Origin of the sequence: Sphingomonas sp. GC_Shp_5, assembly GCF_026540855.1 — a bacterium.
GTDB lineage: Bacteria > Pseudomonadota > Alphaproteobacteria > Sphingomonadales > Sphingomonadaceae > Sphingomonas.
Genome location: NZ_JALNUP010000003.1, coordinates 43,103 through 55,810, shown reverse-complemented (window position 1 = coordinate 55,810; position 12,708 = coordinate 43,103). Strand labels below are relative to the sequence as shown.

The following is a 12,708-nucleotide window of genomic DNA, read 5'->3' as shown; positions in this document are numbered from 1 at the left end:
CATGATCACCCTAGACGGCATCCAGCGCCGCTACGTTTCCGACTCGGTCGAGACCACCGCGCTCGCCGATATCAACCTCCACGTTGCCGCGGGCGAATTCGTCGCCATCATGGGCCCGTCGGGATGCGGCAAATCGACGTTGCTCAACACGCTCGGCACGGTCGATCGCCCGACCGGCGGGCGCTATCTGTTCGACAGCCGCGATCTCGCCGCTGAGAGCGAGGCGGCGCTGGCGCAGTTTCGCGCGCGCACCCTCGGCTTCGTGTTCCAGAGCTTCAACCTGATCGACGAACTGACGATCGCCGAGAACGTCGAGCTCGGCCTCACCTATCGCAAGGACGGCACTGGTGATCGCCGCAGCCGGATCGAGGCAGCGATGGACCGCGTCGGCATCTCGCACCGCGCGCGCCATTTTCCGCACCAGCTGTCGGGCGGCCAGCAGCAGCGCGCCGCGATCGCGCGCGCCATCGTCGGCGATCCCAAGCTGATCCTCGCCGACGAGCCGACCGGCAACCTCGACACAGAGAATGGCGCGCAGGTGATGGGCATCCTCGAAAGCCTCAACGCCGCTGGTGCGACCATCGTCATGGTCACGCACAGTCCCGCGCACGCCGACATGGTCGGCCGCCGCATCGACATGCTCGACGGGCGCGTCGTCGCCTCCGTCGCGCGCCAGATCTGAAGGGTCGCCCGCATGAACCGTTTCGCCTTCATCAGCTTCTGGCGCTCGCTGACCCGCCACAAGCTCTATGCCGCGCTCAACATTGGCGGGCTGGCGCTCGGCATTGCCGTGTTCCTGGTCCTCGCGCTCTATGTGCGGTTCGAAACCGGTTATGAGCGCTGGCTGCCCGGTCATGATCAGATCTACCTGATCGAGAGCCAGACCAACGACCAGACCAACAGCATCCGCGCGCGGCAATCGACACCGGTCGCGGCCTGGACCGCGATCAAGGGCGATCTGCCCGACACCGTCGGCACGCGGATGGTCCGCGAGGATGCCGCGGTGGTGAAGGACGGGGTTGGCATCCGCGAGAAGATGAACCTCGCCGATCCGGACGTGTTCACGATCTTCCGCTTGCACGCGATCGCGGGTAGCTTGCCGACGCGGTTCGTCGATCCCACCCAGATCGTCATCACCCAGCGCACCGCGACCAAATATTTCGGCGCGGCCTCGCCGATCGGCGCGCCGCTGGCGGTGACCTTCGAGGGCAAGCGCTATGCCTATCGCGTCACCGCGGTGATCGACAATCTCCCCGCTGACACCGATCTCGAGTTCGACCTGCTGGCGCCGTTCGTGATCTCCCAGGATCCTAAGGATCCTTCCTATCAGTCGAACCACCAGTGGAATTACGGCGGGCCGTCCACCTATGTTCGCTTGCCAAACGCGCCGGCGGTGGCGCGGCTGTCGGCGGCATTGCCGGGCGTTGTCGCACGCCACATCAAGACCGAAACGCCGGGTAACGACGATTTCGGGCTTACGCTGGCGTTGCGGCGGATCACCGACACGCATTTCGAAACACCGGGCGCGGTCCTGATGGTCACCACCCTCGGCATCATCGGGCTGCTGACGTTGATCGTCGCGATCGTGAATTACGTGAATCTCGCCACCGCGCGTGCGGGTCTTCGCGCCCGCGAGGTGGGCATGCGCAAGGTGCTGGGTGCCGACCGCGCCACGCTGCTGCGCCATTTCGTCGGCGAGGCGATCGCCACCGCGCTGATCGCCGCGGTGTTCGGGCTCGCGCTCGCCGAACTCGGCGTGCCGCTGGTCAATGCCGCGACCGGGCTCGAGCTGGCGATTCATTACACCGGCTCGAACGGCGTGCTGCTGCCGCTCGCACTGCTGGCGGTAGTCGTCGGCGCGCTCGCCGGGCTGTATCCGGCGGTCATCCTGTCGCGCGTGCCCGCTGCGGCGGTGCTCGCCTCGGCGCGCTCGCCGGGCGGCGGCCGGGCAGGGGCGCGAATCCGCGAGGCGCTGGTCGTCTTCCAGTTCACCGTCACCATTGCGCTGATCGTCGGCACGCTGGTGCTGGTCTCCCAGACCCACCACGTCCGCAGTGCCGATGTCGGCTATGATCGCCAGCAGTTGCTGCTCGTCCGCTCGTTCGGCAGTGACAGTCTCAATGCGGCGCAGCGTGAATCGCTGCTCCACCGCTTCGAGGCCCTGCCCAATGCGCGCGGCGTCAGCGCCGGCACCTCGGTGCCCGGGCGGGGTCTGTTCGTCGCGACCACTACCCTGCCGCTGCCGGGCACCAGCGGGCCTGGTGCCCCGGTCGAGCGGTTCGACACGATGCCGGGCTATTTCGAGGTGCTCGGCGCAAAACTGATCGCGGGGCGGCTGTTCGATCCCTCGCGCCCCGCCGACTTCAACCCGTACAAGCCCGAAGTTGACGGCAGCGAGCGCCAGCCTGCCAACATCGTGGTCAATCGCAGCGCCGTCCGCGCCTTCCACTTCGCCAGCCCGCAGGCGGCAATCGGCAAGACGGTGGGCATCGAGACACCGCGGACGATCATCGGCGTGATCGAGGACATGCGGATCTACTCGCCGCGCGACAAGGTGTCGCCGACCGCCTATCTGTTCACGGTCGCCGCACCCACATCAGCGGTGGCGATGATCCGCTTCAGCGGCGATGCCAAGGCGTTCACCGATGCGGCCCGCCAGGCCTGGCGCAGCGAAGCGCCCGAGGTGCCGTTTGACTCGCGCACCACGGTGCAGGCACTCGACAAATTGTACCAGGCGGACGACCGCATGGCGAATTTGTTCGCGATCGGCGCCGGGCTGGCGGTCGCGATCGGCTGCGTCGGCCTGTGGGGTCTCGCCTCCTTCACCACCGCACGCCGGGTGCGCGAGATCGGCATCCGCAAGACGCTGGGCGCCTCGTCGGGCGATGTCGTCAAGCTGCTCGTCGGTCAGTTCCTGCGGCCGGTGCTGATCGCCAATGTGCTCGCCTGGCCGCTCGCCTGGGTGGCGATGCGCACCTGGCTGGCGGGGTTTGACGACCGTATTGCGCTGTCGCCACTGTTCTTCGTCGCGGCGAGCGTGATCGCCTTGGTCATCGCGGTCGCGACCGTGCTCGCTCAGTCGATCCGTGCCTCGCGGGCAACCCCGGCCTGGGCATTGCGCCATGAATAGGCGCTGGCTGCTCGCGGGCTCGATGCTGCTCGCGCCGCCCGCCGCTGGCGAAACGCTCGCCGACGCGGTGCGCGCCGCGGTGGCGACCAACCCCAGCCTCGCCGCGGCGCAGGCCCGCCAGGACGCCCTCGCCGAGGCACCCGAGCAGGCCCGCGCGCAAGGCCGGCTGACCGGGGAGGCGGGGGCGCTGGGCGGGTACGACCGCTTCAACGGCGGCAAGGGCGCGACCGGCACGGTATCGGCGACGCTGCCGATCTGGACCGGCGGCCGGGTGCGGACCGCGGTCCGCGCCGCCGACGCCGATGTCGCGGCGGGCGCGCAAGGGCTGCGCGACGTCGCCGCCGGGGTGCTGAGCAATGTCGTCGCGGCCTATGCCGATCTCCTGTTCCAACAGGAGTCGGCGGCGATCGTCGATGCCGACATCCAGCTGCTCGACAATCAGGTCGCCGAGGCCAAGGCGCGCTTCGATCTCGGCACCGGCACCCAGACCGACGTGTCGCGGTTGGTCGCGCAGCGCGCCACCGCGAGCGCCACCCAAGCGAGCGCACAGGCGGCGCTTGCCGCCGCTGCCGCCACCTATCGCGCGGTGGTGGGCCGCGACCCGGGGCAATTGGCGCCGCCACCCGCGACGCTCGCCGGGCTGCCGCCGACCATCGAACAGGCCCGCGCCCGCGCGGTCGAGGCCAATCCGCTCTACCGCCAGGCGCAGGCCACACAGGCCGCGGCGGCGGCGCGGATCGGCGTCGCCCGCAGCAATGGCGCGCCGAGCCTCGGCCTCGGCGCAAGCTATGGCTATGGCGTCGCCATCGGCCATGACGGCGGCGGCTATGTCAGCGACACCGCGGCGGGGCTCACCTTCCGGCTGCCCCTGCTCACCGGCGGGCTCGTCCAGTCGCAGGTGCGCGAGGCGACCGCCAACGCCCGGGCCGCCCGCTACGATGTCGACGCCGCCTCGCGCGACGTAATCCGGCAGACCGACACCGCTTGGGCCAATGTCGTCGCCGCGCGGGCGCGGGTCGAGGCCAACACCAAGGCCGCCGCCGCCGCCGATCGCGCTCTCGCCGGCGTGAAGGCAGAGTATGCCGTCGGCCTGCGCACTACGCTCGACATCCTGATCGCCGACGAAAGCCTGCGCGGTGCCCAGCTGGCGCTCGCCAGCGCGCGTAGCGACCTGCTCACCGGTGAGGCTGGCCTGCTTCGGGCGATGGGGACGCTAGAACTCGCGTCGGTGGGCTGAGCCTAACGGCTCGCCGCGGCGGCGACCACTCGCTACGACGTGTACGTGCTCTTCCTGCTGGTCTTCGCAATCTCGGAGGCCTGCTGTTCAAGCGCGGGGTCGACATTAAAACGAGGGTCGTGTGGAGACGTGTTCTCCAGGACGGGCCCTCCAGGGCACTTGCGTGATAGGTCGTATAGCGGCTGCAAGGCGTTGCATTTCGGACACGCAAAAACGTCTTTCGCCGCCAATGAGAAAAATTGGGTTATTTAATGTTGCCGGTCTCCAAGGGGCGAGATATCGCGTGGCTACAAGATGGCTGCAGGCCGCGAGATGATCAGGGAGGGGGCTGACGCAGCAAGCGCAACTCAATCGCTGGATCAATCCGACGGCCTGGCGACTCCGCTACGGCTTAGGATGGAGAGATAACGGTTATGACGGCTTGCGTGAGCTACAAGGCTGCGTTGATGGTGACGGCATCCGCAGCGACTTTAATCTGTGGCACCGCGAGCGCTCAACAATCGTCCACCACCCAGGGCGTGCTGCAGAGCGCACCGACCGGTCAGGCGGCTTCGCCCAGTGCGGTCGCTGCTGATCAGGCGAGCGAAGCGATCGACCCCAGCCAGCCGACCAGCGACGCCGCGGCCCAGGAAGGCGACATCGTCGTCACCGGTATCCGTGGCGCCCAGCAGCGCGCGGTCAACCTCAAGCGCGACGCCGCGTCGGTCACCGATTCGATCTCGGCCGAAGACATCGGCAAGCTGCCCGACGTCACCATCTCCGACTCGCTGCAGCGCATCCCGGGCGTGCAGATCCGCCGCGATGCGGGCGAGGGTGCGGCGATCAACATCCGCGGTCTGCCGCAGGTGACGACGCTGCTCAACGGCGAAGCCTATCTCGGCGCGCAGTCGATCACGACGATCCAGCCGAACTTCAACGACATTCCCTCGCAGCTGTTCGCCGGCGCCGACGTCATCAAGTCGAGCACCGCCGACCTGCTCAACGCCGGCATCACCGGCACCGTCAACCTGCGCACGCGCCGTCCGTTCGATCTCAAGAACGGCTTCACGCTCGCGGCCGCGGCTGAGGGTGCCTATGGCGACAAGACCAAGAAGTTCAATCCAAACTTCAACGCGCTGGTCGGCTATCACGGCGATCGCTTCGGCTTCCTGGTGTCGGGCGCCTATTCGAAGGTGCAGCTGTCGAATTCGCACAACGGCATCCAGGAAGGCTATGGCGCGGCGCTGCACAATGAGCAGAACTTTGATCTCGCGAACAATCCGACGGGTGATGTCAATCTGAGCAGTGGCTTTTCGCCCGCCAACCGCCCCCACGGCACGGCTGTCGGGACGGGCCGCGACGTGAACGGCGATGGCGATGCCAATGACGTGTTCATCGTGCCCCAGGGATTCACCGCGTGGGATAAGGTCAACGAGCGCCAGCGCATCGGCATCAACGCCTCGGCGCAATGGGAGATCAGCGACGCGCTGACGCTTAATGCGGACGCGTTCTTCACCCGTCAGAACGAGCATGACCGCACTGCCGGTATCCAGATGCAGAACGTTAACTGGCAGGCCGCTGAGTTCGTGCCGGGTCAGTCGCGCGACACCGGCACCGTCATCACCCAGACTGCGACCAATGCTGCCGGGCAGTCCGTATCGCGCGATTATGATCTGAACACGACGCAGATCTACAATTACGATCTCGGCAACTTCGATTCCTATGCCCAGAACGATCACTACAAGTCGCAGTCGCAGAACTACAACGTCGAGCTGAAGTACGACAATGGTGGTCGCTTCAAGGCAACTGTGCGCGGGATCTACGGCAAGGCCTATTCGAACTACGACCAGAGCTATCTGCAGTTCAGCCCGTCGAACGGTACCCAGTGGGAGCCGGGCGGCATCGGCCACTATCCCACCGGCGACATCGCGTTCAACCCGGGTGGCTATTCGGTCAACACCGTCGCCGGCGCCGCGTCGCTGCCGGCCACGGTCAACTTCACCGGTGCGCAGCCGGTGTTCACGCTGCCGACGCAGCTGACCTCGCTGCTCAGCAACATCGACAATTACGCGCTCAAGACAACCTCGTCGGAAGGCAATTACCGCCGCAACGGCGACCTCAAGCTGGTGCGCGCGGACGCGTCGTACGAGGCGAACGACAACGTCAACTTCAGCATCGGCGGCCGCTACAGCGAGCGCTCGGTCAACGACTATGAGTTCGACCGTGCGGCGCCGCTGTTCGCAGGGCAGGCCTCGCAGCCGGGTGGCTGCCTGGTGAAGTGGAAGGGCTTCGACGTTCCGCTCAACGATGCGTCCTGCTACGCGGGTTCGGGCACCTTCGGCACGCCGAGCTTCGTGCCCTACACGGCCAGCCTGACCCGCAAGGCGAGCGATCCGATCTTCAATGGCCAGGTCAAGCAGTACAATCTGCCGGGCGCCGGGCTGCCGGGGATCTACGTCCTCGATCCCAAGGTGATGGACAACGCGCTGGCGTTCCAGAACAGCTTCTATCCCGGCAACGTCGAGGTCCAGAACCCGGGCAATTCGTTCAACGTCGGGGTCAAGCAGATCTCGGGTTATGCGCAGATGAACGTCAAGGGTGACGTGTTCGGGATCCCGGTCAGCGGCAACGCCGGCCTGAAGATCATCAACACCCGCCTCGACATCACCCAATATGTCACCGGTGCGCCACAGCCTTATGGCGTCGCCAACCTCGCCAACGGCACGGTCGAGACCAAGCGCAGCTTCACCGACTTCCTGCCGGCGTTCAACCTCGCGTTCGAGCTCGCGCAGAACCTGAAGCTTCGCTTCGCCTTTTCGAAGACGATGACGCTGCTCGATCTCAACCAATGGGGTGGCGGCCTAAGCCCGAATTACGCGATCCAAACGGATCCTAACGGCGGCCCGTCGGTGTTCCGCGTCACCGGCGGCAGCTCCAACGGCAACCCGCAGCTCGATCCGTGGCGCGCCACCAATGTCGAGGGCTCGCTGGAATATTACATCGGCCACAGCAGCTTGCTCAGCCTCGGTGCCTTCCACATCGACGTCGCCAGCTTCATCCAGTCGGGTAATGTGTTCCGCACCGATCTGCCGGACAATGATGGCGTGGTGCGCAACCGTACGGTGTCGATCAGCACCCCAGTGCAAGGCGAGGGCGGCACGCTGCAGGGCGTCGAGGCAGGCTGGAAGCAGTCGTTCAACGATCTCGGCTTCATGCCGCACATCCTGTCAAACTTCGGCATCGATGCAAACATCACCTACTCGCCCTCGGACTCTGGGCAGAAGGATCTTGCCGGCAATACCATTCCGTTCCAGGACAATTCCAAGATCCAGACCAACCTCGCCGGTTTCTACCAAGACAGCCATTTCCAAGCGCGCGTCGCCTGGAATTATCGCTCAAAGCGTGCGGTCCAGCAGGATTTCGGCGGCATCAAGGGTCTCGAGCTGTACCAGCAGCCGACCAACTACGTCGATGCTTCGATCAGCTACGACTTCACGTCGAACCTGACGCTTTACGCCCAAGGCTCGAATCTTACTGGCGAGTATGAGAAATATTACCTCACCTTCCCGGACGAGCATGCCTACAACAACATCTATGAGCGCCGGTTCATGGTAGGCGCCCGCGTCAAGTTCTGATCGGATCGCTCTGCCTGCTGCGCCCGTCACGATGAGTGGCGGGCGCAGTCATTTTGTGGTGAGACGACGGTACCGGTGGTGAGGGAAGGGGCGTGATGGCGAGCCAGGAGCCAAGACCCGAAGACAAGGTCGGGCCGCTGCGATCGATCGTGATCGTCGGTGGCGGCACGGCGGGGTGGATGGCGGCCACATTGCTTGCGCGGCGGCTGGAGCGTCAGCCGGTCACGATCACCCTGATCGAATCCAGCGATATCCGCACCGTGGGCGTCGGCGAAGCCACCGTGCCCGGAATCAGGGATTTCTTCCGCGACATCGGGGTTACCGAGCAGGAGGTGATGGCGGCGGCGCAGGGCACGGTGAAGCTCGGCATCGATTTCGTCGACTGGAAGTGCGTCGGCGCGCGCTTCTTTCATCCGTTCGGCCTGTACGGCATGCGCTCGCGCGGCGTCGCCTTTCACCATTACTGGCAGAAGATGCGCCATGCCGGTCACGCGACGGAACTGTCCGACTTTTGCCTGAGCACGGCGCTGGCGGAGCGCAACCTGTTCATGCTGCCGACCGACCGGCCGGTCCACGATCTGCTGTTCTACGACTGGGCGGTGCATTTCGACGCCGGCCTCTATGCGCGCTTTCTCGCCGGCAAGGCGCTGTCATGGGGCGTCGAGCGCGTCGACGCGACCATCACCAACGTGCGTGTCGATGCCGCAACCGGCCATATCGCGGGCGTCGACACACGCTGCGGCAAGGCGATCGACGGCGACCTGTTCATCGATTGCTCGGGGTTTCGCGCGCTGCTGATCGGCGACGCTCTCGGCGTTGCCTATCACGACTGGACCAATCTGCTGCCCTGCGACCGGGCCGTGGCGATGCCGTGCGAGCGCGACGGGCCGCTGACCCCTTATACCCGCAGCACCGCGCTCGGCGCCGGATGGCAATGGCGCATCCCGCTGCAGCATCGCGTCGGCAACGGCTATGTGTATGCGAGCCGCTACATCTCCGATGACGAGGCGGTGGCGACCCTGCGCGGGCGGCTGGAGGGGGAGGCGCTGGCCGAACCCAACATGATCCGCTTCCGCACCGGGCGCCGTGACGCATTCTGGCAGGGCAATTGCGTGGCGCTGGGGCTCGCCGCGGGGTTCATGGAGCCGCTGGAGTCGACCAGCATCACCCTGATCCAGACCGGGATCGAAAAGCTGCTGGCGCTGCTGCCCGATCGCCGCTTCGATCCCACCCTGGCGGCCGAGTACAACCGCACCACCACGCTCGAATATGAGCGGATCCGCGATTTCCTGTTCCTCCATTATCAGGCCAACCAGCGACATGGCGAACCGATGTGGGACCGCTGCCGCGACACCGCCTTGCCCGAGGCGCTCGCGCGCAAGCTCAGCCTGTTCAAGGCGCGCGGCCACCTGGTCCGTTACGAGTGGGAGACGTTCCAGGACCCGAGCTGGCTGTCGATGTATGCGGGCTTCGGGATCGATGCGGCGGCCTATGATCCGATGGCGGACTATTTCTCCGAGCCCGACCTTGAGGCGGCTCTGGCGCGGATGAAGGCCTCGATCGCCCAGGCGGTCGCGTTGGCGGAGCCGCATGCGAGCTTCCTGGAGCATTTCGCAAGGGCCGTACCTAATTGACGGGGGCAAGACGGCGCAGGGCGCGCGGCTGACATCATGTCGGCGGCAGCCCGCAACCGTCCTGGTTGTAATAGGCTTATGGCAATCAGGAAGGCGTCAGGCCTTCTGGTCCGTCGGTGGAGGTGGAAGTGCAGCCGGTACGCGAAATACAAGGGCCGCTCGATACGGCCCGGTTCATGGCGGAGATCGTACCCGATTACCGGCCGGTGGTGCTGCGCGGCCAGATGGCGACGTGGCCGGCGGTCCGCAAAGCCCAGGAGTCCGACGAGGCGCTGGCCGCCTATCTGTCCCGGATGGACAGCGGTCGTCCTCTGGCGTTCATGGCGGGGCCGCCCGAGATCGGGGGCCGGTTCTTCTATGACGAGGCGGTGCGCGGCTACAACTTCCAGCTGCGCAGCGGCAATCTGTCGGGCCTGCTCAACCATCTGCTGAGCCAGCGAGCGGGCCCGCAGCGCAGCGCCGTCTACGCCGGCGGCGCCGTTGCCGAGGATTATCTGTCCAGCTGGCAGACGGAGAATGCCTTTCCGTTCTCGCCGATCGACGCGGAGGCGCGGATCTGGATCGGCAACAGGACGCGCATCTCCACCCACATGGACGAGACGCACAACGTCGCCGCGGTGATCGCGGGCAAGCGACGCTTCACGCTGTTCCCGCCCGAACAGCTCGACAATCTCTACGTCGGTCCGCTGCACCACACCATCGCCGGGCCGCCGGTGAGCATGGTTGATCTCGAGCAGCCGGATCTCGCCCGATATCCGCGGTTTGCCGAGGCTTTGGAGTATGCCCTAGTCGCCGATCTCGAGCCCGGCGATGCCATCTACATTCCGGCTATCTGGTGGCACAATGTGCGGGCGGATGCGCCGTTCAACGTGATGATGAACTATTGGTGGGGTGATCCCGATGCAGGATCGGCACTGAAGGCGCTGATCCTGGCAATCAAGGCCGTACGCGATCTTGCGCCCGAGCATCGGGGCGCGTGGCGCCACTGGTTCAACCGATTTGTCTTCGATGACGATGCTTCTTCGATCGCGCTGCACCTCCCGGCGCATGCCCAGGGCTACGCTGGTCCGCCGTCGCTCGAGCGATCGACCTTTATCAGAAGCAATGGGGAGGGTTTTGACTAGGACCGGATGCAGCGCGAACAGGCACTATCAAGCCAAGGCGCGCTGTCAGCCCGAATGCACCACCTCGGAACGCTCACTTGTAGGTCAAGCAGCGTCCAAGAATGGCGTTCCTTCCAGAGCCGCATGCGTGCCGATGATTCCCCGATCGATCAGGCCCAAGAAGACGCCCTTCGCCGCTTCGACGTCGCCGGCGGCACTCAGTTCAGCGTGCGCTCGTGTAAACGCGATACTCCACGTCGTCGCTATCAAGGCCGCAGCGAGATGTGCATCGGGATCATCGGCGGCGCGCCCGACCCCGTCGGCTAGCACGCCGGCCAATGCACGCACGAAATCGTCGCGCATCTGTCTCGCCCGTGCTTTCAACGCCTCGCTTGCCTGAGCGGTTTCTACAAACGTTCGGGTGTCTGCGAACAACGGAAACGCTGCCGAAGGCTGTTCAATTATTGCATGCGCGAGCAGTCCCAGAGCCTGGATCGGCGATGTGCCGGGCGGCCGTGATCTGATCGCTTCAAACGCCAGATCGTGCCCCTCCTGTTCGCGGTCGAAGAACATGTCCTCCTTCCGTGGGAAATGATTAAAGACCGTCATGCGCCCGACGTCGGCCGCGTCCGCGATCTCGTCGATCGTCACCTGGTCGAAGCCGCGCTCCATGAACAGGCGGGTGGCCACGTCGGATATCGTCTGACGGGTTGCGAGCCGCTTGCGGGTTCTTCGATCCATACTGCGGTCGATCATAGCTTGCACACCTATATAGACTGAGTACATAATAGGGATCTATCCAGTTTGGGGGTGTTCTCATGGCTTTGTCAACCACGGTGCTCGTCAGCGGCGCCAGCTTCGCCGGCCTCGCCACCGCCTATTGGCTCAACCGGCTTGGGCACCGCGTTACGATCATCGAGGTGGCGAAGGGGCTTCGGCGAGGGGGGACGCCTGTCGATATAGAGGGCGAGACCATCGAAATCCTGACTCGCATGGGGCTCGCCGACGCGGTTCGCGCCAAGGCGCTGCCGCCCCGCTGCTTCGCGTTCAAGGATGCCGACGACAGAACCCTGGGCAGGGTCGGCGCCGCCGGCGACCAAGCGTCGCACGAGCGTTACGAAATTCATCGCGACGATCTGCTGGACATCCTTTTCGGCGCCGTAGCGGACGAAACCGAGCTGCTGTTCGGCCGCTCGATTGATCGGCTGGAGGAGGGCACAGATGCGGTGTCGATCACCTTCACCGATGGCGAGCGGCGCGATTTTGCCTTGGTCTTTGGCTGCGACGGCAATCGGTCGAACACGCGCAAGCTGCTCTTCGGCGATGGCGAGCAGTTCACCCACTTCATGGGCGGCTACTTCTTCCTGAAGGTGGTGCCGCAAACGGGCCTGCTGGCTGCGAACGTCTCGGAGGTCTTCAGCGTGCCCGGCCGGATGGCGATGCTCAATGGCTATGACGATCGTACTGACATCGGCTTCGGCTTCCGCACCGATGGCGAGATCGACTACGACTATCGCGATCGCGTGCAGCAACGCCGCCTGATCCATGAACGGTTCGACGGGCTCGGCTGGAAGGTGCCCGCGATGCTCGCTGGCTCGGCCGGCGACGACGACTTCTACTTCGATCGGATCAACCAGATCAGGATGCCGAGCTGGTCGCGCGGGCGCGTCGCGCTGGTCGGCGATGCGGGCTATTGCGTCTCGCCGCTTGCTGGCTTCGGCGGCTCGATCGCGATTATAGGCGCGGGGCGCCTAGCGGCCGCGCTGGAACGATATCCCGGCGATCACGCGGCGGCCTTTCGGCACTATGAAGATGGCCTGCGGCCTTTTGTCGAAGAAGTGCAGGAGCGGGCGGCGAGCGATGGAATGGCGATGATGTGCCCCGCCGACGACGGCGAGCTCGCTGAGCGCGACCAAAAAATTGCTGCGGGCGACATCGGATTTTAGCCTACGTTCGAGCCGTCTTTGTTAAGAACGAAGCCATCGGCTCT

8 protein-coding genes are annotated in these 12,708 nt (G+C 65.4%); 7 read left to right on the top strand and 1 reads right to left on the bottom strand.

Features of this window, described 5'->3' with window-relative positions; genetic code table 11:
• The first annotated feature begins 1 nt into the window (after position 1).
• The 6 genes from OXR60_RS03645 to OXR60_RS03620 all read left to right on the top strand — a co-directional run bounded on the left by OXR60_RS03645 (position 2) and on the right by OXR60_RS03620 (position 10,739).
• Positions 2-682: an ABC transporter ATP-binding protein gene (locus OXR60_RS03645; protein WP_267394163.1), complete on the top strand. Its 681-nt coding sequence runs from the start codon at positions 2-4 to the stop codon at positions 680-682.
• A 12-nt stretch (positions 683-694) separates the two neighbouring features.
• Complete coding sequence (locus OXR60_RS03640; RefSeq protein WP_267394162.1) at positions 695-3,130, top strand: ABC transporter permease; 2,436 nt, start codon at positions 695-697, stop codon at positions 3,128-3,130.
• A complete protein-coding gene (locus tag OXR60_RS03635) occupies positions 3,123-4,367 on the top strand; it encodes a TolC family outer membrane protein (protein WP_267394160.1) in 1,245 nt (414 codons plus the stop codon). Before OXR60_RS03640 ends, OXR60_RS03635 begins: the two co-directional genes overlap by 8 nt.
• Before the next feature lie 425 nt (positions 4,368-4,792).
• Positions 4,793-7,981 (top strand): TonB-dependent receptor, encoded by a 3,189-nt coding sequence (locus OXR60_RS03630; RefSeq protein WP_267394158.1) that lies wholly within the window; start codon positions 4,793-4,795, stop codon positions 7,979-7,981.
• A gap of 95 nt (positions 7,982-8,076) precedes the next feature.
• Positions 8,077-9,615 carry a tryptophan halogenase family protein gene (locus tag OXR60_RS03625; protein ID WP_267394156.1) on the top strand — a complete coding sequence of 513 codons (1,539 nt, stop codon included), beginning with the start codon at positions 8,077-8,079 and terminating at the stop codon, positions 9,613-9,615.
• A gap of 176 nt (positions 9,616-9,791) precedes the next feature.
• A complete protein-coding gene (locus tag OXR60_RS03620; protein ID WP_267394153.1) occupies positions 9,792-10,739 on the top strand; it encodes a cupin-like domain-containing protein in 948 nt (315 codons plus the stop codon).
• 84 nt (positions 10,740-10,823) lie between these two features.
• Here OXR60_RS03620 and OXR60_RS03615 read toward each other — a convergent pair whose 3' ends face one another.
• Positions 10,824-11,474: a TetR/AcrR family transcriptional regulator gene (locus OXR60_RS03615; RefSeq protein ID WP_267394150.1), complete on the bottom strand. Its 651-nt coding sequence runs from the start codon at positions 11,472-11,474 to the stop codon at positions 10,824-10,826.
• 68 nt (positions 11,475-11,542) lie between these two features.
• Between OXR60_RS03615 and OXR60_RS03610 the strand changes: the two genes are divergently transcribed.
• On the top strand, positions 11,543-12,664 hold the full coding sequence (locus tag OXR60_RS03610) for an FAD-dependent monooxygenase (protein ID WP_267394148.1): 1,122 nt from the start codon (positions 11,543-11,545) through the stop codon (positions 12,662-12,664).
• The last annotated feature ends 44 nt before the right edge of the window (positions 12,665-12,708 follow it).